General features: G+C 56.5%; 25 protein-coding genes. 19 read left to right on the forward strand and 6 right to left on the reverse strand.

Translation table 11 applies throughout. The features are described 5' to 3' along the window. Positions 1–246: 246 nt before the first annotated feature. From KBF66_RS08120 to KBF66_RS08130, 3 genes are all read right to left on the reverse strand, one after another. The gene (locus KBF66_RS08120) at positions 247–666 is read right to left on the reverse strand and encodes a hypothetical protein (RefSeq protein ID WP_296654917.1); all 420 of its coding nucleotides are present in this window, start codon (positions 664–666) and stop codon (positions 247–249) included. Positions 667–766: 100 nt separating this feature from the next. After that, the gene (ppk2, locus tag KBF66_RS08125; RefSeq protein WP_296654919.1) at positions 767–1684 is read right to left on the reverse strand and encodes a polyphosphate kinase 2; all 918 of its coding nucleotides are present in this window, start codon (positions 1682–1684) and stop codon (positions 767–769) included. A gap of 84 nt (positions 1685–1768) precedes the next feature. Continuing rightward, positions 1769–2065: a hypothetical protein gene (locus tag KBF66_RS08130; protein ID WP_296654920.1), complete on the reverse strand. Its 297-nt coding sequence runs from the start codon at positions 2063–2065 to the stop codon at positions 1769–1771. 208 nt (positions 2066–2273) lie between these two features. On the opposite strand from KBF66_RS08130, the gene pstS reads away from it, so the two are divergent. The 7 genes from pstS to phoR all read left to right on the forward strand — a co-directional run bounded on the left by pstS (position 2274) and on the right by phoR (position 8848). Beyond that, entirely contained in the window at positions 2274–3314 is a 1041-nt protein-coding gene (gene pstS / locus KBF66_RS08135) for a phosphate ABC transporter substrate-binding protein PstS (RefSeq protein WP_296654922.1), read from the forward strand. A 91-nt stretch (positions 3315–3405) separates the two neighbouring features. Next, the gene (gene pstC, locus KBF66_RS08140) at positions 3406–4386 is read left to right on the forward strand and encodes a phosphate ABC transporter permease subunit PstC (protein WP_296654923.1); all 981 of its coding nucleotides are present in this window, start codon (positions 3406–3408) and stop codon (positions 4384–4386) included. Beyond that, complete coding sequence (pstA, locus tag KBF66_RS08145) at positions 4383–5267, forward strand: phosphate ABC transporter permease PstA (protein WP_296654925.1); 885 nt, start codon at positions 4383–4385, stop codon at positions 5265–5267. Before pstC ends, pstA begins: the two co-directional genes overlap by 4 nt. Positions 5268–5300: 33 nt before the next feature. Continuing rightward, entirely contained in the window at positions 5301–6086 is a 786-nt protein-coding gene (gene pstB / locus KBF66_RS08150) for a phosphate ABC transporter ATP-binding protein PstB (RefSeq protein WP_296654926.1), read from the forward strand. A 19-nt stretch (positions 6087–6105) separates the two neighbouring features. Further along, complete coding sequence (phoU, locus tag KBF66_RS08155) at positions 6106–6807, forward strand: phosphate signaling complex protein PhoU (RefSeq protein ID WP_296654928.1); 702 nt, start codon at positions 6106–6108, stop codon at positions 6805–6807. Beyond that, complete coding sequence (phoB, locus tag KBF66_RS08160; RefSeq protein ID WP_296654930.1) at positions 6804–7523, forward strand: phosphate regulon transcriptional regulator PhoB; 720 nt, start codon at positions 6804–6806, stop codon at positions 7521–7523. Before phoU ends, phoB begins: the two co-directional genes overlap by 4 nt. Next, the gene (gene phoR, locus KBF66_RS08165) at positions 7505–8848 is read left to right on the forward strand and encodes a phosphate regulon sensor histidine kinase PhoR (protein WP_296654932.1); all 1344 of its coding nucleotides are present in this window, start codon (positions 7505–7507) and stop codon (positions 8846–8848) included. Before phoB ends, phoR begins: the two co-directional genes overlap by 19 nt. 10 nt (positions 8849–8858) lie before the next feature. On the opposite strand, the gene KBF66_RS08170 is transcribed toward phoR, so the two are convergent. Then, entirely contained in the window at positions 8859–9413 is a 555-nt protein-coding gene (locus KBF66_RS08170) for a C40 family peptidase (RefSeq protein WP_296654934.1), read from the reverse strand. Positions 9414–9556: 143 nt separating this feature from the next. On the opposite strand from KBF66_RS08170, the gene KBF66_RS08175 reads away from it, so the two are divergent. The 7 genes from KBF66_RS08175 to KBF66_RS08205 all read left to right on the forward strand — a co-directional run bounded on the left by KBF66_RS08175 (position 9557) and on the right by KBF66_RS08205 (position 19800). Then, positions 9557–10159, forward strand: coding sequence for an isochorismatase family protein (locus KBF66_RS08175; RefSeq protein ID WP_296654936.1), 603 nt, complete (start codon positions 9557–9559; stop codon positions 10157–10159). A gap of 160 nt (positions 10160–10319) precedes the next feature. Then, on the forward strand, positions 10320–12215 hold the full coding sequence (locus tag KBF66_RS08180) for a propionate--CoA ligase (protein WP_296654938.1): 1896 nt from the start codon (positions 10320–10322) through the stop codon (positions 12213–12215). A gap of 187 nt (positions 12216–12402) precedes the next feature. Then, positions 12403–15270 carry a 2-oxoglutarate dehydrogenase E1 component gene (locus KBF66_RS08185; RefSeq protein WP_296654941.1) on the forward strand — a complete coding sequence of 956 codons (2868 nt, stop codon included), beginning with the start codon at positions 12403–12405 and terminating at the stop codon, positions 15268–15270. 70 nt (positions 15271–15340) lie between these two features. Then, on the forward strand, positions 15341–16624 hold the full coding sequence (odhB, locus tag KBF66_RS08190; protein WP_296654943.1) for a 2-oxoglutarate dehydrogenase complex dihydrolipoyllysine-residue succinyltransferase: 1284 nt from the start codon (positions 15341–15343) through the stop codon (positions 16622–16624). Between the two features lie 198 nt (positions 16625–16822). Next, positions 16823–18250, forward strand: a complete 1428-nt coding sequence (gene lpdA / locus KBF66_RS08195; RefSeq protein ID WP_296654945.1) for a dihydrolipoyl dehydrogenase — start codon at positions 16823–16825, stop codon at positions 18248–18250. A 78-nt stretch (positions 18251–18328) separates the two neighbouring features. Then, entirely contained in the window at positions 18329–19426 is a 1098-nt protein-coding gene (zapE, locus tag KBF66_RS08200; RefSeq protein ID WP_296654947.1) for a cell division protein ZapE, read from the forward strand. Next, the gene (locus KBF66_RS08205; RefSeq protein ID WP_296654949.1) at positions 19423–19800 is read left to right on the forward strand and encodes a hypothetical protein; all 378 of its coding nucleotides are present in this window, start codon (positions 19423–19425) and stop codon (positions 19798–19800) included. The genes zapE and KBF66_RS08205 overlap by 4 nt, the downstream gene beginning before the upstream one ends. Here KBF66_RS08205 and KBF66_RS08210 read toward each other — a convergent pair. Beyond that, positions 19758–20609, reverse strand: a complete 852-nt coding sequence (locus tag KBF66_RS08210; RefSeq protein ID WP_296654951.1) for a protein phosphatase 2C domain-containing protein — start codon at positions 20607–20609, stop codon at positions 19758–19760. The genes KBF66_RS08205 and KBF66_RS08210 overlap by 43 nt on opposite strands. A 4-nt stretch (positions 20610–20613) precedes the next feature. Continuing rightward, the gene (locus KBF66_RS08215) at positions 20614–21420 is read right to left on the reverse strand and encodes an outer membrane protein assembly factor BamD (protein WP_296654999.1); all 807 of its coding nucleotides are present in this window, start codon (positions 21418–21420) and stop codon (positions 20614–20616) included. A gap of 74 nt (positions 21421–21494) precedes the next feature. On the opposite strand from KBF66_RS08215, the gene KBF66_RS08220 reads away from it, so the two are divergent. The 5 genes from KBF66_RS08220 (at position 21495) to rlmN (ending at position 25988) form a co-directional block, all read left to right on the forward strand. Further along, positions 21495–22448, forward strand: coding sequence for an RluA family pseudouridine synthase (locus tag KBF66_RS08220; RefSeq protein ID WP_296655001.1), 954 nt, complete (start codon positions 21495–21497; stop codon positions 22446–22448). A gap of 124 nt (positions 22449–22572) precedes the next feature. Then, entirely contained in the window at positions 22573–23211 is a 639-nt protein-coding gene (gene scpB / locus KBF66_RS08225) for an SMC-Scp complex subunit ScpB (RefSeq protein WP_296654953.1), read from the forward strand. Beyond that, positions 23183–24328: a pseudouridine synthase gene (locus KBF66_RS08230; RefSeq protein ID WP_296654956.1), complete on the forward strand. Its 1146-nt coding sequence runs from the start codon at positions 23183–23185 to the stop codon at positions 24326–24328. The genes scpB and KBF66_RS08230 overlap by 29 nt, the downstream gene beginning before the upstream one ends. A 96-nt stretch (positions 24329–24424) precedes the next feature. Then, positions 24425–24850, forward strand: coding sequence for a nucleoside-diphosphate kinase (ndk, locus tag KBF66_RS08235; protein WP_296654959.1), 426 nt, complete (start codon positions 24425–24427; stop codon positions 24848–24850). Positions 24851–24857: 7 nt separating this feature from the next. Next, positions 24858–25988: a 23S rRNA (adenine(2503)-C(2))-methyltransferase RlmN gene (gene rlmN, locus KBF66_RS08240; protein WP_296654961.1), complete on the forward strand. Its 1131-nt coding sequence runs from the start codon at positions 24858–24860 to the stop codon at positions 25986–25988. Positions 25989–26026: the final 38 nt, after the last annotated feature.

The raw sequence follows: 26026 nt of genomic DNA on the forward strand, positions 1-26026 counted from the left end.
GCCTGCCGACTCAGCGCAATAGCCAGATCGCAGATCTATTGCCGCATCGCTGGCAGGCGCAAGCCTAGCCTCCACCACTGAGCACGACTGCAGGGCGCAGTCAATAAGGGTTCGCCGCTTGCTTACGGATGAACTTCAAACCGCGTCGAACGCCTTGGGCAACCGCAGCGGGGTTGAAGACACGCAAGCAGTCAATCGTCCGGCCAGAAGTGTGGCTTGTGGTCCGCTGCCGCGGATAACCAATATCTACCGGAGAATGGCTTTTGTCAAACCACCACTCGCGTTTGCTCCACCTTTTGATAATTTCTCTGTGCGGGTCGCTGGCACGGATTTGATGGCATCCAGAAAGGCCGCATCCGGCATATCAGCGAGGACTTTGATGCCCGCTCGGATCAAGTCATTTTTCCTGACGGACACACCAAGCATGCTGCCACGCTGCTTCAGTTGATTGAGTATCAGGTATTCCAGCTTCGGGATGGTGAAACTGTCACGTACAAGTTTGGGCTTCTTGTCCTTGAGCAGCTTCTTCTTGATTTCGCACTGCCCCGACGGTACATCGACCGTTTCAGTGGCAGGCACGCTGCCAGGTGCGGCATGTACAGGGAGCGCGTCGGGGCGATGCCGCACTTTCGGTGAAACTTTGTTACTTGCTGGTGTCGAGCTCATCGTGCAGTTCCATGGAAAAAAATGCGAAAACCGTAGTTTGTATCGCAGGTACAGCCACAGTCAAGCATGACGAGCGCGATCCGACCCAATGCGTAGGTTTTCAATAGATTTCAGGTACCAGGATTTCGTTGGGCACGGGTTGGCGCACATAGTCATCGTTGCGCTGGCGCGGCGGCAGAACAATGGGGGTGAACTCCACTTCTTCGTAGGGAATCTGACTCAACAAATGATGAATGCAGTTGAGCCGGGCCTTTTTCTTGTCAACCGAGTTCACTACCCACCAGGGCGCTTCCGGGATATGCGTGCGTTCCAACATGATTTCTTTGGCTTTGGTGTACTCCTCCCAGCGCTTTCGCGACTCCATGTCCATGGGACTGAGTTTCCATTGCTTGAGCGGATCGTGAATACGTCCCAGGAAGCGCAATTGCTGTTCTTCGTCTGAAACCGAAAACCAGTATTTGATGAGTTTGATACCGGATCGAACCAGCATTTTTTCAAATTCGGGAACCGAGCGAAAAAACTCATCATACTGCTCGTCGGTGCAAAACCCCATGACCCGCTCGACACCCGCGCGGTTGTACCAGCTACGGTCAAACAACACCATTTCACCGGCACCCGGAAGGTGCGCTACATAACGCTGAAAATACCATTGTGTCTGCTCGCGCAGATTCGGCGCGGGCAGTGCCGCCACCCGGCATACGCGTGGGTTGAGGCGCTGGGTGATGCGCTTGATGGTGCCACCTTTGCCTGCCGCATCGCGCCCTTCGAAGCAGATCACGATTTTCTGACCGGTTTTGACGACCCAATCCTGCAGCTTTACAAGTTCACCCTGCAAGCGAAACAGCTCGCGGAAGTAAAGACGTCGACTTTCGCGGTACTCGGCAGAGTCGGTGTCAATGGCGCTTTCGGCCATGTCGTCGAGGTTTCTGTCCTCCAGTTCTAGTTCTATCTCTTCGTCAAAATTGTCTGCCAGGTCGCGGCGGATACGCCGGATCAGTTCATCATCGGTGGGAATCACGTTTGGCTCCTGAGTGCAATAGGCACTACCTTGCGAATCTATCCTAACTTTACAACCGGATGGCGATTTGATGCTGTCGCCAGTTCAGCCGTTGGTTGGGGTAGATCTGGCCTGTGTGGCATCCGGGTTGGTTGCGCGCAGATCCTGAGCCTGACTGCTCGTGTCGATCAGGCGCAACTTGCTGGCGTAATGCCGATCCAGCCGCCATTCATCCAGAATCTCAAGCGCCAGCTCAAAGCGCTTGTTGTCCAGCTGATACAACTGCGCCACTGAGATGCTGGTCTCACTTTCCAGCGCCAGAACCAGTGCGGCAATGATCTGTGACGCAGGCTCGTTAGGGTTGGTTTCAATCAGTTTACGGGCTTTTTTGATGGCAAGCATGTTTAGGGTTCCAGTAAAGGCAGCAAATACCGGGTAGGGTAGCGCAAAACGCTGTTGATCTTGATGACATTCAAGTGACAGTTGGGTGACGACCGTTCTTGTGGCAACTACCGTGGTTTTGTCACACTCTTGACATATTCACGTCTTACATTGCGTAACGAGTCGCCGAAAGTTTTCGGTTTTATTCTGGTCAATATGAGGATTCTTTATGACACACAGCGTTTTTAAATCGATCTTGGCCACCACCGCCCTGGCATTTTTTGGTGCCGGCACGGTCAGTGCGCAGGAAATTACCGGTGCCGGCGCGAGTTTTCCTGCACCTTTGTATTCCAAGTGGGCCGCTGACTACAACAAGGCGACCGGCGTCAAAGTGAACTACCAGTCAGTAGGTTCCGGTGCCGGCATCAAGCAGATTGACTCCAAAACCGTGGATTTCGGAGCGTCTGATATGCCGCAAACCGACGAAGTGCTGGCAAAAAAAGGCCAATTTCAGTTTCCCACGGTGATTGGTGGCACGGTACCTGTCATCAACATCAAGGGGATTGCCCCTGGACAGATGAAGCTTGACGGTCAAGTGCTGGGAGACATTTATCTCGGCAAGATCACCAAGTGGAGTGATGCGGCCATCAAAGCTTTGAACCCCGGGTTGGCTTTGCCAGATGTTGATATTGCACCGGTGCGCCGTGCCGATGGCTCTGGCACCACTTTCAACTTTACCAATTACTTGAGCAATGTTCACGCCGAATGGAAGGCCAAGGTCGGGGAGGGCACAGCCGTGAACTGGCCGGTGGGCGCCGGTGGCAAGGGCAACGAAGGCGTGGCAGCGTTTGTGAACCGCCTGCCCAATTCGATCGGCTACGTTGAATATTCGTACGTCAAACAAAACAAGATGACCTACACCATGATGAAAAACAAGGACGGTGTCTTTGTGGAGCCGAGCGAAGAGGCGTTCAAGGCAGCGGCTGCGGGCGCTGACTGGAGCAAGTCTTTCTACCAATTGATCGTTAACCAGCCTGGCAAAGGCACTTGGCCGATCTCTACCGCCACCTTTATCCTGATGCACAACGTGCAGGACAAGCCCGCTAACGCGACCGAAACTTTCAAGTTCTTTAGCTGGGCGTTCAGAAGCGGTGCCAAAGCGACTGGCGATCTGGACTATGTTGCGTTGCCTGAGTCGGTCGTTGCGACGATCGAAAAGTCTTGGGCCAAGGTCAAAGACACCTCCGGCAAGCCGGTTGCATTGAAGTAATGAGCACTTGGGCCCGGATTACCCGGAAGAAGGAGAACTAAACGTGTCAGCTACACTTTCTGCTGGGACAAGTTCCGGCCCAACATCTCCTATGGTTTCGCGTGACAGAACTAAACCACCACCCATGAAGCAGGCGCGTTCAGGCCCGCTGGCTGATCGCATCTTTGGCTGGTTGGCTCAGGGTGCAGCCTGGCTGACGCTGGGACTGCTGCTGGCAATTTTGATCTCGCTAACCATTAGCGCCTGGCCAGCCATCCAGAAGTTTGGCTTCGGTTTTTTAATTTCGACCACCTGGGACCCGGTCAAGGAAGACTTTGGTGGTCTGGTGATGATTTACGGCACGCTGATGACTTCGGCCATCGCGCTGCTGATTGCGGTGCCGGTCAGCTTTGGCATTGCGCTCTTTCTGACAGAGCTGTCTCCAGCCTGGCTCAAGCGTCCGCTGGGTACGGCGATTGAGTTGCTGGCAGCCATTCCATCGATTGTGTACGGCATGTGGGGGCTGCTGGTGTTTAGCCCGATTCTGTCAACCTACGTGCAGCAGCCGTTGCAGCACGTGTTCAAAGGTGTGCCGTTCATGGAGGCGTTTTTCTCCGGCCCACCCGTGGGTATCGGCATTTTGTCGGCTGGCATTATTTTGGCGATCATGATCATCCCGTTTATTGCGGCGGTCATGCGCGATGTATTTGAGGTGACGCCGACGCTGCTCAAAGAGTCGGCCTATGGGCTGGGGGCCACCACCTGGGAAGTCGTCTCCACGGTCGTCTTACCTTACACCAAGGCGGGTGTGATCGGGGGCATCATGCTGGGGCTCGGTCGGGCGATTGGTGAAACCATGGCCGTCACGTTTGTCATCGGCAACTTCAACCAACTGGATTCGCTCAGCCTGTTTCAGGCGGCCAACAGCATCACCTCGGCATTGGCCAATGAGTTTGCCGAAGCCGGCGCCGGTCTGCACCAGGCTTCGCTGATGTATTTGGGGTTGGTCTTGTTCTTCATCACCTTTGTCGTCTTGTCACTATCCAAATTGCTGCTTTCGCAACTCAAGAAGGGGGAGGGCACCAAATCATGACCACCAGCGAAACCCTGTTGCACGCCCAGGCCTTGGCCGAAATGCGTGCCGGTCGATATGCCAAACGCAAGTTCACCAATATTGTGGCGTTGGTGTTGTCCCTGATGGCGATGGGATTTGGCCTGTTCTGGCTGTTCTGGATTCTGTTTGAGACCGTTCGGCTGGGTACGGCCGGGTTGACATGGGCAACCTTCAGTCAGATGACGCCGCCACCCAATGACGAAGGCGGGTTGCTTAACGCTATTTATGGGTCATTTTTGATGGTGGTGCTTGCTACCTTTGTCGGCACCCCCATTGGGGTGATGGCAGGTATCTATCTGGCAGAGTTCAATACCAAAGGCTTGCTCGCCAATCTCACGCGCTTTGTCAACGACATCCTGCTGTCAGCGCCTTCCATCGTGATTGGCCTGTTTGTCTATGCGGTGGTGGTGACACGGTTCAAGTCATTTTCGGGCTACGCTGGCATTCTGGCGTTGACCCTGATTGTGATTCCAGTGGTGATTCGCACCACTGAGAATATGCTGCAACTGGTGCCTCCGGGCCTGCGTGAGGCTGCGTATGCCCTGGGTGCCCCCAAATGGAAGGTGATTTTGAGCATCACCATGCGCTCTGCCCGAGCCGGTGTCGTGACCGGGGTCTTGCTGGCGGTGGCGCGTATTGCCGGCGAAACGGCACCGCTGCTGTTTACCGCCTTGAGTAACCAGTTCTGGACCTCAAGCCTGGGCGAACCGATGGCCAGTCTGCCGGTGACCATCTTCAAATTCGCCATGAGCCCCTATGAAAACTGGCAAAACCTGGCCTGGGCGGGTGTTTTTCTGATCACTCTGGCGGTCCTGGGGCTCAATATTCTGGCCCGCGTGCTGACCCGAACCAAACTCTGAGCACGAGTTCAAACCGAAACACAAAGGCATTTCATGACCACGATGAACCAGGTTGCATCTGAAGAACGATCCAAGATTTCCGTCAAGGATTTGAACTTCTATTACGGCAAGTTTCATGCCCTCAAAGGCATCAACCTTGAAATTCCAGAGAAAAAAGTCACGGCTTTTATAGGCCCGTCGGGCTGCGGAAAGTCAACCTTGCTGCGGGTGTTCAATCGCATGTTTGAACTGTATCCAGAGCAGAAAGCGCAGGGTGAGGTGATGCTCGACGGTGAAAATCTGCTCACGAGCAAGCAGGATGTGGCCTTGCTTCGGGCCAAGGTGGGCATGGTGTTTCAGAAACCCACGCCGTTTCCGATGTCGATTTTTGACAACATTGCCTTTGGCGTGAAGCTGTTCGAAAACCTCAGCACCACGGATATGGAAGAGCGGGTGGAATGGGCACTGCGCAAGGCTGCCCTTTGGAATGAGGTCAAAGACAAGCTAAGGCAAAACGGCGCCAGCCTGTCTGGCGGGCAGCAGCAGCGCCTGTGTATTGCACGCGGTGTGGCGATCAAGCCCGAGGTGATCCTGCTCGATGAACCGTGTTCCGCACTGGACCCGATCTCAACTGCCAAGGTTGAAGAGTTGATCATCGAGTTGAAACAGGACTACACGGTGGTGATCGTGACCCACAATATGCAGCAGGCCGCACGTTGCAGCGATTACACCGCCTACATGTACCTGGGTGATCTGATGGAGTTTGGCGCGACTGAACAGATATTCTTCAAACCCAATCGTCAGGAAACTGAAGACTATATTACCGGCCGTTTTGGTTAGTCATTACTTAAAGCACATCATGTCAGATAAACATTTGTCATCCCAGTTTGATAGTGAACTCGGTGCCGTCTCCTCGCGCGTGATGGAACTCGGAGGGCTGGTGGAGTCCCAGATCCGCCAAGCGGTTTACGCGCTGTCTGAATTCAATGTGGATGTCGCTCGGCAGGTGTTGACGACCGAAATGAATGTCAACGCCATGGAGGTCGATATCGACCGCGACCTCTCCAGCATCATTGCGCGACGTCAACCCACTGCACGCGATCTGCGCTTGCTGATGGCGATTTCGAAAGCCACTGCCAATCTGGAGCGGGTGGGGGATGAGGCTGAAAAAATTGCTCGGATGGTACTGTCCATCATCAACAGCGGTGCACCGCGAGCGTTGCCGTCACTTGAGTTGCGTGTGGCGTCAGATTTGGCTTCCAGCCTGCTACGCAAGGCACTGGATGCATTTGCCCGGCTCGATACCACCGCTGCTCTCGCCATTCTGAAAGAAGACGACCTGATCGACCAGGAGTTTGACGGGTTTGTGCGCAAACTCGTCACCTACATGATGGAGGATCCACGCATGATTTCGCCCAGTCTGGACTTGTTGTTCCTGGCCAAAGCAATCGAGCGAATTGGGGACCATGCCAAGAATATTGCAGAGCTCATCATTTACATCGTCAAGGGTGAAGATGTTCGGCACGTCCCCTTGGATCAGGTTGCATCGGTGGTGAAATGAGGCGTTTGCCAGGCGTTTTGATTGTTGAAGATGAGCCGGCGATTGCCGAGCTGATTTCAGTCAATCTCAGGCACAGCGGATTTCGTCCCATTTGGGCGATGGACAGCGCTACCGCGCAGGCTGAACTTGATGCAGTGCTGCCCGATGTGATTTTGCTCGACTGGATGTTGCCGGGGGAGAGTGGTCTGAGCCTGGCTAAGCGCTGGCGTGCACATCCACGGACCAAATTGGTGCCGATCATCATGCTCACGGCGCGCAGTGACGAGATCGACCGGGTGGCCGGGCTTGATGCCGGGGCCGATGATTACATTGCCAAGCCGTTTTCCACCAAAGAATTGTTGGCCCGTATCCGTGCCGTGCTGCGGCGTCGTGCCCCGGAGCAAGACGCGGGAACCGTGACGCTGGGACAACTGAGCCTGGATGCGGCCACCTATCGGGTTGCATTCAAAGATCAGGCCATCAAATTGGGGCCTACTGAATTCAAGCTGTTGCACTACCTGATGACCCACGCTGAGCGGGTGCATGGACGTGCCGCGCTGCTGGATCGGGTGTGGGGCGATCACGTGTTTATTGAAGAGCGTACGGTCGATGTGCACGTCAAGCGACTGCGCGAGGCGCTCGGGTCTGAGGCCGGCCAGATGTTGGAAACTGTTCGTGGTGCCGGTTATCGCCTGACGTCGCAAAGCTTGGTTGTGCCATGCTCTGGCGCACGATAGGTTATCTCACAGCGTTGTTGGCTGGGGCCTTGCTGGGTTGGCTGGCTGATGCCAACGGAGTACAGCGCGCCAACCCGCAGACCGGCGCGCTCATTGCGGGTTTGCTATGGTTTGGGTATGACACACTTGCGGCATGGCGCTGGCTGTTGCAGTTGCGCTCTGGCGTGATAGGTGATGCGGCCTGGCTGAGCGGCATCTGGCGTGAATCTGCACAGCGCGTGCGTCGCCTGTTGCGTACCCGCGAAGAGCAATACGAGCAAAGCCAACGCAGATTGCAGGACTTCCTTTCTGCGCTTCAGGCGTCGCCCAACGGGGTGGTTTTGCTTGATCAACAAACCCGCATTGAATGGTGCAACCAGACCGCGGCGCTGCACTTCGGGATTGAGGTTCAGCGCGACTTGGCCCAGGTTATATCCAACCTGGTACGTGATCCGGCCTTTGTACGTTACTTGGCGGCGGGGGACTTCAGCCACAACGTGACACTGACGGGGCGTGACAGTAAGCCTGGACGCCCCGTCAGTCTTTCGGTACAACTGCACCCCTATGGTGAGGGGCGCAGCCTGCTGCTGTCGCGGGACGTGACCATGCTGGAGCAGGCGGATGCGATGCGCCGGGATTTTGTGGCCAATGTGTCGCACGAAATTCGTACCCCATTGACCGTGCTGGCCGGGTTTGTCGAGACTCTGCAGAGCCTGCCCTTGGATGCAGACGAACAACAGCGATTCCTGGCGATGATGGCACAGCAGGCGGGACGTATGCAAACTTTGGTGAGTGACCTGTTAACACTCTCCAAGCTGGAGGGAAGCCCATCGCCAGGCTGTGACAGTTGGACCCCCATCGCCAGCCTGATGGACCAATTGGGCCACGACGCGCAGGCCCTGTCACGCCTAGTGTGCCCGCAGGGGTCTGTCCCACAAGAACTGGTGTTCGAGAGTTCTGCCAATGTGGAAATTGCTGGTAACGCCAGCGAACTGCTCAGTGCCATGGGCAATCTGGTGAGCAACGCCGTTCGATATACGCCGGCAGGTGGCTCCATTGTCGTGCGATCGGCCTTGACACCTGACGGAGATGTGTGTTTCAGGGTCCAGGACAGTGGACAGGGGATAGCACCTGAACATCTGGGCCGATTGACAGAACGCTTTTATAGGGTTGACCGCAGCCGTTCACGTGAAACCGGCGGCACCGGGCTAGGACTGGCCATCGTCAAGCACGTGGTGCAGCGGCATCAAGGGCAGTTAAGCATCGAGAGCACGCCCGGCCGCGGATCTTGCTTTCAGATGGTCATACCGTCTGTGCGGGTCCGGCCAGTCACGCCCGATGCGTGAATTTGAATGGCTAGCGCGGTTGCGCCGTATCTTCGCCCGTCAGGACGCGTCGGGCACCATCGAAGCGCCGGGTCCAGTATGACTGCGCAAGGTTGTCAATTCGAACCGAAGCGCCGGGCTTTGGAGCGTGGACAAATTTTCCTTCGCCAATATAAATACCGACGTGGCTGAAGGCGCGGCGCATGGTGTTAAAGAACACCAGATCACCAGGCTGCAGTTCGGTTTTGTCAATCTTTTGTGTTGCAGCCGCCTGCTGGTCCGCGCGGCGCGGCAGGATCAAGCCAAGGGTTTGGGCGTAAACAGACTTCACCAAGCCGCTGCAATCGAGGCCATCTTCGACCGAGTTACCGCCGCGCCGGTAGGGAACGCCAATCAGGTTCAGCGCACCTTCGACCAATTCAGTGGCGCCCAGGGTCACAGTCTGCCGCACCTGATCAAGTTGCGTCAGAATTTGGCTTGCTGGTGATACCTCCTGATTCGAATGCACGTCAGAGGGACTGGCCTGTGCCACGTTGAGCATCAAAGCCAGAACAAGGGGAGTCAACAGTTTGAATCGAAGGTGCATAGAGGCGGAGTTTACTCGACTCCGGAAACACACCGGGAACGCCTGAAAAGTGGTTGCCAAAGGATGCGCTGGCCTTTGTTTGTACTTGGTCCGGAGTGCGGTTTAATTCAGCTCATCACGGCTTTTGTTTTTTGAGGTGCTTTATGTTGCTTGACCTGGAAAACTCCCAACTTGTTCTGGTGGACTATCAGGAAAAACTGATGCCCGCGATGTTTGACGCCGAAGGCGTGCTCGGCAACGCAGTGCGTCTGGCGAAATTTGCCCAGCTCCTGCAGGTGCCGTGTTTTGGTACCGAACAGAATCCTTCACGCTTGGGTCCTAATCCGGTAGAAGTGAGGTCCGCCTGTCAAAGGACGCTGGCGAAAATGCAGTTCAGTGGTGTGGAAGAGGGCCTGGGTGAGTGGTTGCGCCCGGCATCAAGGCCCATGGCGGGCAATGCAAGGAGCCTGCCCAAACACCTGCAAAAGCCCGCGACTGCTCCGCTGGTCCGCAACAGCATTGTCATTGCGGGCTGCGAGTCGCATGTTTGCCTGCTGCAAACCGCCTTGCATTTGCTTGAGGACGATTTTGACGTCTGGGTGGTGACCGATGCCTGCAGTTCGCGCACAGAACGCAACCGGGACGCCGCTTTCGATCGTCTGGCGGGCGCTGGTGCTGAGTTATTGACCACCGAGATGGTGGCGTTTGAGTGGGTGCGTTCGGCCGAGCATCCCCAGTTCAGAAGCATCCAGTCCTTGATCAAATAGATGCGGGCCCAGGACATTGAAATGATGGATCTGCCGTTGACATCTCCTTTGTGGCAACCCGTGCAGGTCTTTGGGCCTAGCCCGGCACGAGTCAGCGTGTAGCAAGTTCACCACTCATAATTATAAATTCAGTTCTAACAACCCTTTGGAGACAACCAACATGAGCAGTTACGCCGAATTCCACCAGAAGTCCCTCGTTGATCGTGACGGTTTTTGGGCAGAACAGGCCACTTTGGTGGACTGGAAAGTTCCGCCACAACAGATCTGTGACTACAGCAATCCACCATTTGCCAAATGGTTTGCAGGTGGTATCACCAATCTGTGTCACAACGCGGTCGATCGGCATTTGAAGGACCGCCCCGATCAGGCTGCATTGATCTTTGTCTCGACCGAAACTGACCAGGAAAAGGTCTACAGTTTTCGTGAACTGCACGCCGAAGTGCAGCGAATGGCGGCGGTACTCAAGGAACTCGGCGTGCAAAAGGGTGATCGGGTCCTGATTTATATGCCCATGGTGGCGGAGGCGGCTTTTGCGATGCTGGCCTGCACGCGCATCGGAGCGATTCACTCGGTGGTGTTTGGCGGTTTTGCATCCGGTTCGCTGGCGTCGCGCATTGAGGACGCTGAGCCGCGGGTGATTGTCAGCGCCGATGCCGGTTCGCGTGGCGGCAAGGCGGTGCCGTACAAGCCTCTGCTGGATGAGGCACTGCGTTTGTCCAAATACAAGCCCGAATCGGTTCTGCTGATCGATCGCGGCATGGCTGCTATGGAATTGGTTGCAGGACGCGACCATCTGTGGGGGGCTATGCGGCAAAAGCACCTTGAAACGGTGGTTGAGTGCGAATGGGTCGACGCCACCCACCCCAGCTACACCTTGTATACCAGCGGCACCACCGGCAAACCCAAAGGGGTGCAGCGCGATACCGGTGGCTATTGTGTGGCGCTGGCGGCCAGCATGAAACACATTTACGCGGGTAACGCGGGTGAAACCTATTTTTCCACCAGCGACATCGGCTGGGTGGTGGGCCACAGCTACATCATTTATGGTCCGCTGATCGCGGGCATGGCGACCATCATGTACGAAGGCTTGCCGATTCGCCCCGATGGCGGTATCTGGTGGAGCCTGGTTGAGAAGTACAAAGTTACGGTGATGTTCAGCGCCCCCACGGCGGTGCGGGTGCTGAAAAAACAGGACCCCGCGTTGTTGACCAAGTACGACCTGTCCTCGTTGCGTGCGCTGTTTCTGGCGGGTGAACCGCTTGACGAACCCACCGCGCAATGGATCAGTCAGGGCCTGGGCAAGCCGATCATCGACAACTACTGGCAGACCGAAACCGGTTGGCCTATTTTGAGTATTTGCAACGGCGTTGAAAAGGCAGCTAGCAAGTTTGGCTCCCCTGGCAAGGCCGTGTACGGCTATGACGTCAAGCTACTGGACGACCAGACCGGTGAAGAACTCAAAGGTGCCAATCAGAAAGGTGTGGTGGCGGTGGAGGGCCCATTGCCCCCCGGTTGTATGCAAACTGTGTGGCGCGATGACGAGCGCTTTGTCAATACCTACTGGAAGAGCGTTCCGGGCAAGCTCGTCTATTCAACCTTTGACTGGGGTATCCGCGATGCGGATGGCTATTATTTTATTTTGGGACGAACCGACGACGTGATCAACGTGGCCGGTCACCGCCTGGGCACGCGTGAGATCGAAGAGAGCATATCTGCCCATCCCAACGTCGCCGAAGTGGCGGTGGTGGGGGTGGCTGATCAACTCAAAGGTCAGGTGGCAATGGCGTTTGCCGTGGTCAAGGACGCTAGCCAGATTCCGGACGAGGCAGCGCGCCTCAAGCTCGAAGCCGAAATCTTCAAGCTAGTCGACAAGGACCTCGGCGCGGTGGCCCGTCCGGCTCGGGTGCGCTTTGTCACGGTGTTACCCAAGACGCGCAGCGGCAAATGCTTGCGTCGCGCCATTGCCGCGGTGTGTGAAGGTCGTGATCCGGGCGACCTGACCACCATGGACGATCCAGCCGCCCTGCAGCAGATCAAGGATTTGGTGAGCGTTTAATTTGCGAAAAATCAAATCCTTGTAAGCCTCGTGCCAAGTTGCGGGTGGCACAATCGCCAGCCGCAACCGGCCCCTTCCAACGCCACAGTCGCATCCGCCAAACGGTTAAGCCGTGACGCGGAAGGTTAATCAACCCGCAGCTTTAACCAGCTCCAATTTCCTTAAGGGAAATGAAAGTCAGCGTCACATGAGTCAAACCAGCACGGTTTATCAGGCCTACCAGGCCAACACTTATCTTTTCGGCGGCAACGCCCCGTACGTCGAGGAGATGTACGAGAACTATCTGGCCAACCCTGGCAGCGTGCCCGATACCTGGCGCGACTATTTCGACGCCCTGCAGCATGTGCCTGCGGTGGACGGAAGCAATGCGCGCGACGTGCCGCATCAACCCGTGATCGACGCCTTTGCCCAGCGCGCCAAGGCGGGTGGGACCAAGGTCATCGTTGCCAGTGTAGATGCCGAAATGGGCCGCAAGCGTACCGCTGCTCAGCAGTTGATCGCCGCCTACCGCAATGTGGGTGCCAGTTGGGCCGATCTCGATCCGCTCAAACGCACCGAGCGCCCGGCCATTCCTGAGCTTGAGCCCGCGTTTTATGGCTTCAGCGACGCGGACTATGAAACGGTTTTTGATGTCAGCAACACCTTCTTTGGCAAGGACAAGATGTCGTTGCGCGAACTGCTCAATGCGCTGCGCGAAACCTACTGCGGCAGCATCGGTGCCGAGTACCAATATTTGACCGACCAGACCCAAAAGCGCTGGTGGCAGCAAAAGCTGGAAAGTGTGCGCAGCAAGCCCAATTTCGATGCGCAACAGAAAAAGCATATTCTTGACCGTCTGACCGCCGCCGAGGGGCTGGAGCGCTTTCTGCATACCAAGTACGTCGGCCAAAAGCGGTTTTCTCTGGAAGGCGGCGAGAGCTTTATCGCCGCCATGGATGTGCTGATCCAGCAAGCCGGCGCCAAAGGCGTGCAGGAAATTGTGATTGGCATGGCTCACCGGGGGCGCCTGAATGTGCTGGTCAACACGTTGGGCAAGATGCCCGGCGACCTGTTTGCCGAGTTTGATCACACGGCGCCTGAAGATTTGCCCGCCGGTGACGTGAAGTACCACCAGGGCTTCAGTTCGGATGTCACCACCCCCGGCGGCCCGGTACACCTGAGTCTCGCGTTCAACCCGTCGCACCTGGAAATTGTCAACCCGGTGGTGGAAGGCTCGGTACGTGCTCGCATGGACCGCCGCAGCGACCCCACTGGCCGCCAGGTGCTGCCGGTGCTGGTGCATGGTGATGCCGCGTTTGCGGGACAGGGTGTGAACCAGGAGACGCTGGCACTGGCGCAAACCCGAGGCTACACCACAGCTGGCACGGTGCACCTGATCATCAACAACCAGATCGGCTTTACCACGTCCGACCCGCGTGATTACCGCTCGACCCTGTACTGCACGGACATCGTCAAGGGGGTGGAGGCACCGGTGATGCACGTCAACGGCGACGACCCCGAAGCGGTGGTGATGGCGATGCAGTGGGCATTGGAATACCGAATGGAATTCCGCAAAGACGTGGTGCTAGATATCATTTGTTTCCGCAAGCTGGGGCACAACGAGCAGGACACACCTGCTCTGACCCAGCCGCTGATGTATAAAAAGATCGCCCAACATCCCGGTACCCGCAAGCTCTATGCGGACAAACTGGCTGCGCAAGGCCTGGGTGACGATTTGGGTAGCGACATGGCCAAGGCCTATCGTGCCGCCATGGATGCCGGTCGCCACACCACCGACCCGGTGCTGACAAATTTCAAGAGCAAATATGCAGTCGACTGGACCCCATTTCTGGGTAAAAAATGGACCGACGCCGGCGACACCGCCATTCCCACCGCCGAGTGGAAGCGCTTGGCCGAAAAGATCACCACATTGCCGGCAACAGTGACGCCACATCCTTTGGTGAAGAAGGTCTACGACGACCGTGCCGCCATGGGGCGCGGCGACATTCCGGTGGATTGGGGCATGGGTGAGCACATGGCTTTTGCTTCGCTGGTGGCCAGCGGTTATGGTGTGCGCTTGAGCGGCGAGGATTGCGGGCGCGGTACCTTTACCCACCGGCATGCCGTCATTCATGATCAGAATCGTGAAAAGTGGAACGAGGGCACCTATGTGCCATTGCAAAACGTTGCTGAGGGCCAGTCACCTTTTGTTGTGATCGACTCCATCTTGTCAGAAGAGGCCGTGTTGGGATTTGAGTATGGCTATGCCTCCAACGACCCCAACACTCTGGTGATCTGGGAGGCGCAGTTTGGTGACTTTGCCAATGGTGCACAGGTGGTGATCGACCAGTTCATCGCCTCTGGCGAAGTCAAATGGGGACGGGTCAATGGCATCACGCTGATGCTGCCGCACGGCTACGAAGGCCAAGGTCCCGAGCACAGCTCAGCCCGCGTTGAGCGCTTCATGCAACTGGCAGCCGACACCAACATGCAACTGGTGCAACCCACCACAGCCAGCCAGATTTTTCATGTGCTTCGTCGGCAAATGGTGCGCAACCTGCGCAAACCCCTGATCATCTTCACGCCAAAATCGCTGCTTCGCAACAAGGATGCTGCGTCACCGTTGTCGGAGTTCACCAAAGGAAGTTTTCAGACCATCATTCCTGACCACAAGGTGCTGCGCAACGACAAGGTCAAACGCGTGATCGCGTGTTCGGGCAAGGTGTTTTATGACCTGTCGAAGAAACGCGAGGAAAAGGGTGTCGACGATGTGGCGATTTTGCGGGTGGAACAGTTGTACCCGTTCCCGCACAAGGCGTTTGCCACCGAGCTGAAAAAGTACCCGAACGCGACCGATGTGGTGTGGACGCAAGATGAACCGCAAAACCAGGGTGCCTGGTTCTTTGTGCAACACTACATTCACGAGAACATGCTGGAGGGGCAAAAGCTCGGGTATTCGGGTCGCGCCGCTTCTGCGTCACCGGCAGTGGGCTATTCGCACCTGCATCAGGAACAGCAAAAAGCCCTGGTTGAAGGTGCCTTTGCCAAGCTCAAGGGCTTCATTCTGACCAAATAAATTCGCCTGAAACCTGGCCAGGAGCGGTCTTGGCTGGGGGCGTTACCCCTCATTTTTTGAAAGCACTGTCATGGCAATCGTAGAAGTCAAAGTCCCGCAACTGTCTGAATCTGTGGCTGAAGCCACTCTGTTGCAATGGAAGAAGAAAGTCGGCGACAGCGTCGCTGTGGATGAAATCCTGATTGAAGTCGAGACCGACAAGGTTGTGATGGAGGTACCTGCACCATCCGCTGGTGTCATCGTCGAAATCGTCGAGCCCAACGGCAGCACCGTCGCGGCCGAGCAACTCATTGCTCGCATCGATACCGAGGCGGTGGCTGGCGCAGCAGTGGCTGCTGCAGCGCCTATTACCCTGGCTATGGCGGCCGCTTCGGCCCCTGCGCCTGCTGCCATCAGCAGCATGGCCGGCGTGGCGATGCCGGCAGCGGCCAAACTGATGGCCGACAACCAGCTCGCTGCGGGTTCTGTGCCTGGGACCGGAAAAGACGGCCGTGTGACCAAGGGTGATGTGCTGGCAGCAGTGGCAGGCGCAGCGCCAGTGGCTCAGGCAGTACCAAAACTGATAGCTGCCCCCGCAATGCCCGCAAAACCTGCGGCCGCTTTATTACCTCAGGTTGCTGCGCCCACTGGGAGTCTTGCTGCCGAACTGGCGGGGCGCCCTGAGCAGCGTGTGCCGATGAGCCGCCTGCGGGCGCGTGTGGCCGAGCGCTTGATCCAGTCGCAAAGCACCAACGCCATTTTGACCACGTTCAACGAGATCAACATGGCGCCTGTCATGGACATGCGCAAGCGCATGCAGGAGAAGTTTGAAAAAGAGCACGGTGTCAAGCTCGGCTTCATGAGCTTTTTTGTCAAGGCAGCAGTACACGCGCTGAAAAAATTCCCGGTACTCAACGCCTCGGTGGATGGTACCGACATTGTTTACCACGGCTACTTTGACATCGGCATCGCGGTCGGTTCGCCACGCGGCCTGGTGGTGCCGATTTTGCGCAATGCCGACCAGATGAGTTTTGCTGATATCGAGAAGAAGATTGCCGAGTTTGGTGTGAAGGCGCGTGATGGCAAACTGGGCATGGAAGAGATGACCGGCGGCACTTTCTCGATCAGCAATGGCGGCACGTTTGGTTCGATGATGTCCACCCCGATCATCAACCCGCCGCAGAGCGCGATTTTGGGCGTTCACGCCACGAAAGACCGCGCCATGGTGGAAAACGGCCAGGTCGTGGTGCGCCCGATGAACTACTTTGCCATGTCATATGACCACCGCATTATTGATGGTCGTGAAGCCGTTCTGGGTCTGGTGGCCATGAAAGAAGCGCTGGAAGATCCGGCGCGACTGCTGTTTGATATTTGAGTACCCATCGAGCAGTTCTCCTTAATCCGCAGCACGCATTGGGTATCTAACTCCGCGAATGTCCGCCGGATTGGGGCGAGCCCCAATCCTCGTCCTTGACTTCGCCGCGTCAGACTCCCAACGCAAACTGCTAGTCGCCGTCGGAGCTGTCCTATCCTGTGGCGTTCCGGTTCCTCGTGGCATTTAGAAAGCAAAAAAATGAGCAAGCAATTTGATGTGATTGTGATCGGTGGTGGTCCAGGGGGCTATGTGGCGGCGATTCGTGCCGCCCAGCTCGGGAAAAACGTCGCCTGTGTTGACGAGTGGAAAAACAGTTCAGGTGGTCCTGCCCCAGGCGGAACCTGCACCAACGTGGGTTGCATTCCGAGCAAGGCGCTGCTACAAAGCAGCGAGCATTATGAGCAAGCCAGCCATCACTTTGTGGAGCATGGCATCACGGTCAAGGGCCTGAGCATGGACGTTGCCAAGATGGTGGCGCGCAAGGACACGGTGGTCAAACAGAACAACGACGGCATTCTTTACCTGTTCAAGAAAAACAAGATCAGCTTCTTTCACGGCCGCGCGTCGTTTGTGAAAGCGGTGGAGGCGGGTTATGAGATCAAAGTCAGCGGGCCCGCTGACGAAAGCCTCGTCGGCCAGCAGATCATCATCGCCACCGGCTCCAACGCGCGCGCCTTGCCAGGCACGCCTTTTGACGAAGAACTGGTGCTGTCCAACGATGGGGCGCTGCGCATCGGGGCAGTTCCGAAAAAGCTGGCGTTGATTGGGTCGGGTGTGATTGGGCTGGAGATGGGCTCAGTCTGGCGTCGCCTGGGTGCTGAGGTCACGATTCTGGAAGGACTGCCGACCTTTCTGGGCGCGGTGGATGAGCAGATTGCCAAAGAGGCCAAGAAGGCGTTCGACAAGCAGGGGCTCAAAATTGAGCTGGGCGTCACGGTGGGTGAAGTCGCCACCAGCAAGAAGGGCGTCAGCATTGGCTATACCAGTGCCAAAGGCGAGGCCAAGACGCTGGAGGTCGACAAGCTCATTGTCTCGATTGGCCGGGTGCCCAACACCATTGGGTTGAACCCAGAAGCGGTTGGCCTGAAGCTCGATGAGCGTGGGGCGATTGTGGTCGATGCAGACTGCAAAACCAACTTGCCGGGCGTGTGGGCAGTGGGCGATGTGGTGCGCGGCCCGATGCTCGCGCACAAAGCCGAGGAAGAAGGCGTTGCTGTGGCTGAGCGCATTGCCGGCCAGCACGGCCACGTCGACTTCAACATCATTCCGTGGGTCATTTACACCAGTCCCGAGATTGCCTGGGTCGGGCGCACGGAGCAGCAGCTCAAAGCCGACGGTGTTGCCTACAGGGCAGGCACCTTTCCCTTCCTGGCAAACGGGCGCGCGCGCGCTTTGGGCGACACCACCGGCATGGTCAAGATGCTCGCTGACGCCAAAACCGACGAGATTTTGGGCGTGCACATCGTTGGTCCGATGGCCAGCGAGCTGATTGCCGAGTGTGTGGTGGCCATGGCGTTTCGTGCCAGCAGCGAGGACATCGCCCGGATTTGCCATGCGCACCCGTCGTTGAGCGAGTCGACCAAAGAGGCCGCGCTGGCGGTGGACAAGCGCACGCTGAACTTTTGAAAAAATCTATGAAAATTGGCTTCTAGCATTTATTCTGTAAGTGTTGGAAGCTATTTTTAGTATAGTGAACCAAGTCCCGTGACTGTCAGGAAAGCGTATCAAGCGGAGTTGTTGGCGCGTGGTTACACCGCAGATCCGGCGCAGTTGAGAGCGCTCGGTGTGCTGGAGACCTGCGCACGCGAGTGGGCGCGTTTCAAGGAACAACGCTCCAACCGGTTCAAGAAGCTGATCAACCATCCACCCATTCCGCGCGGCATTTACATGTACGGTGGGGTCGGGCGGGGAAAAAGTTTTCTGATGGATTGTTTTTACGGGGCGGTGCCGCTCAAACGCAAGACCCGTCTGCATTTTCATGAGTTCATGCGTGAAGTGCACCGTGAACTCGCCGCGCTGCAGGGCACGGCCAACCCGCTAAATATGCTGGCCAAACGCATGGCCAGCAAGTATCGACTGATCTGTTTTGACGAGTTTCATGTGTCGGACATCACCGATGCGATGATTCTTCATCGCTTGCTGCAAGCGCTGTTTGACCAAGGTGTCGGGTTTGTGACCACCTCCAACTTCAAGCCCGACGATCTTTACCCCAATGGCATGCATCGGGATCGTATTCTTCCAGCCATCGCTTTGCTCAAGGAAAGGCTATCGGTTGTGAATGTCGACAACGGCACCGACTATCGGGGTCGCGTGCTGGAGCAGTTGCAGATTTATCACAGTCCGCTCGGTGAACAGGCCGAGATTGCCATGCTCAAGGCATTCGAACGGTTGGCCGGTTCGCAGGATGAAAACCCTGCTCTGCAAATCGAGGCCCGCACCATTCATGCGTGCCGACGTGCAGGAGGCGTCGTGTGGTTTGATTTCAAGGCCCTGTGTGGCGGCCCCCGGTCTCAAAATGACTACCTTGAGATTGCCAGCCAGTTTCATACCGTGCTGTTAAGCAATGTGCCTGAGTTGCCACCGCGAATGTCTGCTGAGGCGCGTCGTTTTACCTGGCTGGTCGACGTGCTCTATGACCGGCGTGTCAAGTTAATCATGTCGGCTGCGGTGCCACCAGAGCAACTCTATACCGAAGGTCAACTGGCGCACGAGTTTGCCCGGACGGTGTCGCGCATCAACGAGATGCAGTCGGCTGAGTTTCTTAGCCTGCAACGCCGTGACGTGGATACCCGTCTGACATGAAGCGGGCAAGACCAATTTCATCTGTTGGGCTGGCAGTCCTGCTGGCCACTTCAGGGGTTGGCGCGTTTGGCGACACGCTGGCTGTGGCCGAACAGCGCCAACGCATCGCCGATACACGTGCTCAACAGGCCCAACTGCGGCAGGAAGCTGAAAAAGCCTGTTATGCCAGGTTTGCCGTCACGGACTGCTTGCGTGAACTGCGGGCACAGCAACGCAGTGTGCTGAATGACCTGCGGCGCCAGGAAATCATTCTGAACGACATGGAACGCCAGTCCAGAGCTTTACAGGCCCTGCAGCGCGCGGAAAGCAAGCTCGCTGATCCAGCCGATGCCTATCCGGCACCCGCGTCACCTGGCCAGAGTCCCTTGCGTTGATCGCCGCCCACTGAAGCGCTGATCGGTTCAGGCGTCTTGTGGGTCGGCTCCAGTGGCGACTCAAACTTTACGATCGCCAGTGACAGGTTGTCACCGCTGCCCTTGGCACGGCTTCTCGCCTTGGCTATCAGGAATTCACTGGCTTCACGCGCAGACAGGGTGGACAGAATCGAACCAATTTCTACGTCGTTGAAGTAGTGCCACACCCCATCGCTGCAGACGAGCAAGGTATCGCCGGGTTGCATTTGACACGCCGGTGCCAATTCCAAAGGCGGATCCTTCTCAGTGCCAAGACATCCCATCAAAATGTTGGAACGCGGATGAAAATTGGCTTCCTCGGCGGAAAGTTCGCCTTGATTGACCAGCGTTTGAACGTAAGAATGGTCAAGGGTTCGTTGCATCAGCCGGTCACCGCGATAGAAATAGATGCGCGAGTCTCCGGCGTGTGCCCACTGGCAATTGCCCCCCGAATCCACGATGAAGGCGGCCAGCGTGCTGTGCGGCTCTTCTTCAGTGGAGAGGGCGGTGAGTTTGATGACGGTATGTGCCTCGGCTGCCAGTTGCCTCAACACTTCCGCCGGGTCATCCATCGCGGGAGAATATCGCTCAAACAGTTGCCTGGCAGTCAGAATGACCTGATCCGATGCTTTGCGTCCGCCACTGCGACCACCCATGCCATCTGCCAGCACCGCCATGACACACCCTTTCACGCGCGGATGTGCCAACAACGCGACCTGGTCTTGCTGGTAGTCGCGATCCCCTTTGTGTATACCGGTTGCGGCGGTCAGCCGGTATCCCTTGGCTTTCATAGAATCACCAGAACTTCCACCAGGGTTGAGATTTGTTTTTGAATCCTTGCGTGATGTACGGGGACTGCGGATAGTTTTTCTCAAGAACCCGGCGCGTGTCATCGCGCATTTCTGACATATTCAAGGCGTCGTAGGACCTGACCATGATGAAGAGTGCTTCTTCAATCGCTGGCACACCCTGATATTCTGCAATCGCTGATTGGGCGCGGCTGAGAGCCGCCAAATAGGCGCCACGGTGGTAGTAGTAGTTGGCAACATAAACTTCAGACTGTGCCAACGAAGAGACGACGTAGTCCATGCGCGCGCGCGCATCGGCTGCGTAACGGGAGTCGGGAAACCTTGTCACTAGGTCCTTGAACGATTCAAACGACTCTTTGGCAGCTTTTTGATCCCGTTCAGCCAGGTCTTGTTGTGTGAACGAGGAAAACAATCCAAGGTCGTCGTTAAAATTGACCAGGCCTTTCAAGTAGAGCGCGTAATCAATGGCAGGGCTTGCCGGGTGCAGTTTCATGAATCGGTCAAGCGTTGCCACCGCCTGAATGGAATCACCTGCTTTGTAGTGCGCGTAGGCCTTATCCACCTGCGCCTGCTGGGCCAATGGCGTACCGGCAGCACGACCTTCCAGCTTTTCCAGAAGTGGTACAGCCTTTTCATAGGCACCAGACTTCATTTCATCTTTTGCCTCAGCATAGATCTTATTGGGGCTCCAGCCGACGGTCTGGTCGACCGCAGTGGTGGAGCAGCCCTCCAACGCCAAGACAGCAGCCGCCAAAAACGGACTGAAGAGCACTGATAATTTGTGACCGGGCATGTAGGACATCTTTCTTGAGAAATAGCGAAACCATTATATCGACCCCCCCCGAACCAGCCGAGGCGGAAGTCGACCTGGCTGAAGCCGAGTTCGAGCGCAGGGTATCGACACTAGGCCCAGAGCAGCACAATCGGCGGCTGGATCAGGTGCTGGTCGAGCTTGTGCCCGAGTTTTCCCGCAGTTACCTGCAACAGTTAGTTGACATCGGGGCCGTTTGCGTCAACGGCAAACCGGCAGCCAAAGCGGCGCAGCGGGTAAAAGTGGGCGATCAGACCTCAGTGGAGCTGCGACCAACGCCACAGAGTCAAGCATTCAAGGCCGAGTCGATGGGGCTCAACCTGGTGTATGAAGATGCTCATTTGCTGGTGATCAACAAACCGGCCGGATTGGTAGTGCACCCGGCACCTGGCAACTGGTCGGGTACGTTGATGAATGGGTTGCTGGCCTTTGATCGACAGGCGTTTGAACTTCCGCGTGCGGGAATCGTGCACCGTCTGGACAAAGACACCAGTGGTTTGATGGTCGTGGCCAGGACCCGCCTGGTGATGGATGCATTGGTAAGAGCCATTGCCGATCGGACCGTGAAGCGACACTACCTGGCATTGGCGCAAGGCACCTGGAGGGGAAATCCGGTTTGCCAGGCGAGCGCGCCGATAGGCCGTGATCCTGCCAATCGACTGCGCATGGCAGTGGTCGACCTGGCACGACATGCAGGCAAAGCTGCGCATACCGATTTCAGATGCCTGGACAGTTGCGCCACAGGTAGTCTGGTGCACTGCAGCTTGCAGACAGGTCGTACTCACCAGATTAGGGTGCATTTGTCAGGTTTGGGTTACCCGTTGGTTGGAGACCCGCTGTACGGTGGCGTGTTTGGCGCTGGCATGGCGCGGCAAGCCTTGCACGCTGTGAAACTGGTTTTTCAGCATCCGATGACGGGCTTGCCCATGGTCTTTGTCGCGCAGCCACCGTCAGACTTTGAACAGGCGCTGAACCTTTGGGGCCTCAAGTACAATCTGCATGAAATCTGATCCGTTCCGACTCGGATCTGCATCTTGCCCCGAAATTCGTTTCGTCTTGCAAATCGCCTTTCAAAACCCATAGAGCCGTGATCACCGTGTGATCGTACGGGTATTTTTCGGAATTGACTAAGCCATGAACACAACGGATGCCAGACGCATCCTTGAAACTGCCTTGATTTGTTCGCCGCAACCTTTGGCGATGCGCGATATGCGCTCGCTTTTCAACGAGGGCCTGAGTGCAGATTCGATACGGATTCTGTTGACAGACCTGCAACATGAATGGCAGTCACGCGGCGTTGAGTTGGTGGCTGTGTCCAATGGTTGGCGCTTGCAAAGTCGTCCCGAAATGCGTCCCTATCTGGATCGCTTATATCCGGAAAAGCCACCCCGCTATGCACGTGCGACCTTGGAGACGTTGGCCATCATTGCTTACAAACAACCCGTGACTCGCGGTGATATTGAAACCATTCGCGGTGTCACTGTCAACTCTCTGACAGTCAAACAACTCGAGGATCGTGGCTGGATCGAGACCATCGGATATCGGGACACCATCGGGCGACCTGCGCTATTTGCGACAACGCGGCAGTTTCTTGATGATTTCGGTTTGCAGTCATTGAATCAACTACCGCTACCGGAGTCAGCGGGTCAGATGGTGGGCTCGTTGCCGAGCTCGGAGGAGTTAATTTGGGAAAACGGCGCTTTGGTCCAGCCAATGCCTGGTGCGCCTGCTAACGAGGAACCTGATGATGACAGAACACCTGCCAACGTCTGACATACCAGCATCGGATGTGATCCGATTCGAAGATGTCATTTCCGGCAAGTTTGACGCCGAGGAAGCCAGTCCTGGCACCGTGCCGCTCAAGCGGGTCTTGCCACCGCAGCCAGAGTCGCCCAAGCTGCACAAAGTTCTGGCGCAGGCCGGCATGGGCTCGCGCTTGGAGATGGAACAATTGATCCTTGAGGGTCGCATCACGGTCAACAACGAGCCTGCGCACATAGGACAACGGGTTCAGTTTGGTGACCACGTCAAAGTCAACGGAAAGCCAATCCGGTTTCGCGTAGCACCTCCGCCTGCACGGGTAATTGCCTACCACAAACCCGCCGGAGAGGTAGTAAGTCATGATGATCCACAAAACCGTCCAACCGTTTTTCGCAAACTTCCCAAGTTGTTTCAAGGCAAATGGCAGTCAGTTGGCCGACTGGACCTGAACACGGAAGGTCTGCTGTTGCTGACCAGTTCCGGCGAGCTGGCCAACAATCTGATGCACCCACGTTTCGGACTGGAGCGCGAGTACGCCGTGCGGGTGCTGGGCGCACTGACGTCTGAGGAAAAGGCCAAACTCCTGGCGGGCGTTCAACTGGACGACGGATTGGCGCAGTTTGGCAGCATCGAAGACGGAGGCGGGGAGGGCTCAAACTGCTGGTACCGAGTCACCATTTCTGAAGGACGTAACCGCGAAGTCAGGCGAATGCTGGAATCGCTTGGCCATGCGGTCAGTCGCTTGATCAGGATTCGCTATGGTGCGATGGTTTTGCCACGCGGACTCAAGCGGGGTGCCTGGATGGAGCTTGATGACGCCGATATTCGGGCGCTGTCCCGGGTGGCGCACGGGCGGCCCGGTGAGGTCGATGACACGCAGGCAGGGTTACCCAGAAGCGGTCAATCCGCTGGCCGTGCATCGCGTGGGCGATCCGGTGGCGGGCGTTCTGGCGGCGGCCAGTCACCGCGCCAAGGGCCGTCAGCTGGTGGGCAACCGGATCCCATGAAAACCTCTTTGGGCTATATCGGTGTGGATAGCTTCACCAAGCAACGTCAGGATGCTCGCAAGAGGAGTGGAGCAGGCTCGGGTTCGTCTGGCTCCCGGCGCCCGTCTGGCCGTACGCGATGACGAGGCTGTCTGTTGGACTCAGTTTGCAGAGGGATCCGGTTATCATCAAGGGTTTGGTCAAGCCCACCAATTTACATTTTTGAATAAGGAATTTATATGTCAATCGAAAGAACTCTCTCCATCATCAAACCCGATGCGGTTGCCAAGAACGTCATTGGCCAGATTTATGCACGCTTTGAAGCCGCTGGTTTGAAGGTTGTTGCCGCCAAAATGGCACATTTGTCTCGCGGCGAGGCAGAGGCCTTTTATGCTGTTCATAAGGCGCGCCCATTTTTCAAGGATCTCGTGGATTTCATGATTTCCGGTCCGGTGATGATCCAGGCGCTTGAAGGCGACAATGCCATACTGAAGAATCGCGAACTTATGGGTGCCACTGACCCGAAAAAGGCTGCTCCTGGCACGATCCGTGCAGATTTTGCAGACAGCATTGACGCCAATGCTGTTCACGGTTCAGACGCTGCCGAGACAGCCGCCGTTGAAGTGGCATTTTTCTTTCCCGGAATGAACGTTTACTCGCGTTAAGAAGACGATGACGGCCAACCTGCTCGATTTTGACCTCGAGGGCTTGGCCGCCTATTGTGAACGGCTGGGTGAAAAGCGCTTTCGGGCAGTTCAGCTGTTTCGCTGGATCCATCAAAAGGGAGCCCCTCATTTTGATGCCATGACCGATCTCGCCAAATCTTTGCGGGAAAAGCTCAACACCTGTGCCATCGTTCGTCCTCTACCGGTGGTTTCTCAGCACGGCTCTACCGATGGAACCATTAAATGGTTGTTTGATGTGGGTGGTGGCAACGTGATTGAAACGGTGTACATCCCGGAGGATGATCGTGGCACACTTTGCGTGTCATCGCAAGCTGGGTGTGCAGTGGGATGCCGTTTTTGCTCCACCGGACATCAGGGTTTCAGTCGCAACCTGACCACCGGTGAAATCGTCGCCCAGCTTTGGTTCGCCGAGCATTTTTTGCGTCAACATCTCGGCAGCGACGAACGGGTCATCACCAATGTTGTGATGATGGGCATGGGCGAGCCGTTGCAAAACTACGATGCACTGCTGCCAGCTTTGAGGGTGATGCTGGATGATCATGCCTACGGCATATCCAGGCGGCGACTGACCGTTTCAACGTCCGGTGTTGTGCCGATGATGGATCGTCTCGCCAAGGATTGCCCGGTGGCACTCGCGGTGTCGCTGCACGCCAGTAATGATGGCCTGCGCGACCAGTTGGTGCCTCTGAATGTGAAGTATCCGCTGGGAGAGCTTTTGAATGCTTGTGCTCGCTACCTGCAGGCTGCGCCCAGAGACTTCATAACCTTGGAGTATTGCCTGCTCGATGGCGTCAACGATCATTCTGATCAGGCCAGGGAACTTGTTCAACTGGTTGAATTGGCTGGCACGGGTGCAAAATCCAAGGCGTGGTGCAAGTTCAATCTGATCCCGTTCAATCCTTTTCCTGGTTCCGGTTTGTTGCGATCTCCTGCCGCTCGGATAGCCAGTTTTGCGAAAATTCTTACCGATGCAGGAATCACAACGACCATTCGAAAGACGCGCGGCGATGATATCGATGCGGCCTGTGGCCAATTGGCAGGTGAAGTGATTGATCGCACGCGTGTGGTGGAACGGTTGGCGCGTCGCCGCACCGTGCTGCTGCAACCCACCCTGTAAATCCAGCTCTGAGACCTGCATTCACCCCCCGCCGTGAC

The organism is Rhodoferax sp., assembly GCF_018063565.1.
Lineage (GTDB): Bacteria > Pseudomonadota > Gammaproteobacteria > Burkholderiales > Burkholderiaceae_C > Rhodoferax.

Bases quoted from the DNA above. Each gene is read 5' to 3' on its own strand.
- KBF66_RS08120 (WP_296654917.1), bottom strand. From the start codon at position 666: ATGAGCTCGACACCAGCAAGTAACAAAGTTTCACCGAAAGTGCGGCAT.
- KBF66_RS08130 (WP_296654920.1), bottom strand. From the start codon at position 2,065: ATGCTTGCCATCAAAAAAGCCCGTAAACTGATTGAAACCAACCCTAAC.
- pstS (WP_296654922.1), top strand. From the start codon at position 2,274: ATGACACACAGCGTTTTTAAATCGATCTTGGCCACCACCGCCCTGGCA.
- pstC (WP_296654923.1), top strand. From the start codon at position 3,406: ATGGTTTCGCGTGACAGAACTAAACCACCACCCATGAAGCAGGCGCGT.
- pstA (WP_296654925.1), top strand. From the start codon at position 4,383: ATGACCACCAGCGAAACCCTGTTGCACGCCCAGGCCTTGGCCGAAATG.
- pstB (WP_296654926.1), top strand. From the start codon at position 5,301: ATGACCACGATGAACCAGGTTGCATCTGAAGAACGATCCAAGATTTCC.
- phoU (WP_296654928.1), top strand. From the start codon at position 6,106: ATGTCAGATAAACATTTGTCATCCCAGTTTGATAGTGAACTCGGTGCC.
- phoB (WP_296654930.1), top strand. From the start codon at position 6,804: ATGAGGCGTTTGCCAGGCGTTTTGATTGTTGAAGATGAGCCGGCGATT.
- phoR (WP_296654932.1), top strand. From the start codon at position 7,505: ATGCTCTGGCGCACGATAGGTTATCTCACAGCGTTGTTGGCTGGGGCC.
- KBF66_RS08170 (WP_296654934.1), bottom strand. From the start codon at position 9,413: ATGCACCTTCGATTCAAACTGTTGACTCCCCTTGTTCTGGCTTTGATG.
- KBF66_RS08175 (WP_296654936.1), top strand. From the start codon at position 9,557: ATGTTGCTTGACCTGGAAAACTCCCAACTTGTTCTGGTGGACTATCAG.
- KBF66_RS08180 (WP_296654938.1), top strand. From the start codon at position 10,320: ATGAGCAGTTACGCCGAATTCCACCAGAAGTCCCTCGTTGATCGTGAC.
- KBF66_RS08185 (WP_296654941.1), top strand. From the start codon at position 12,403: ATGAGTCAAACCAGCACGGTTTATCAGGCCTACCAGGCCAACACTTAT.
- odhB (WP_296654943.1), top strand. From the start codon at position 15,341: ATGGCAATCGTAGAAGTCAAAGTCCCGCAACTGTCTGAATCTGTGGCT.
- lpdA (WP_296654945.1), top strand. From the start codon at position 16,823: ATGAGCAAGCAATTTGATGTGATTGTGATCGGTGGTGGTCCAGGGGGC.
- KBF66_RS08205 (WP_296654949.1), top strand. From the start codon at position 19,423: ATGAAGCGGGCAAGACCAATTTCATCTGTTGGGCTGGCAGTCCTGCTG.
- KBF66_RS08210 (WP_296654951.1), bottom strand. From the start codon at position 20,609: ATGAAAGCCAAGGGATACCGGCTGACCGCCGCAACCGGTATACACAAA.
- KBF66_RS08215 (WP_296654999.1), bottom strand. From the start codon at position 21,420: ATGCCCGGTCACAAATTATCAGTGCTCTTCAGTCCGTTTTTGGCGGCT.
- scpB (WP_296654953.1), top strand. From the start codon at position 22,573: ATGAACACAACGGATGCCAGACGCATCCTTGAAACTGCCTTGATTTGT.
- KBF66_RS08230 (WP_296654956.1), top strand. From the start codon at position 23,183: ATGATGACAGAACACCTGCCAACGTCTGACATACCAGCATCGGATGTG.
- ndk (WP_296654959.1), top strand. From the start codon at position 24,425: ATGTCAATCGAAAGAACTCTCTCCATCATCAAACCCGATGCGGTTGCC.
- rlmN (WP_296654961.1), top strand. From the start codon at position 24,858: ATGACGGCCAACCTGCTCGATTTTGACCTCGAGGGCTTGGCCGCCTAT.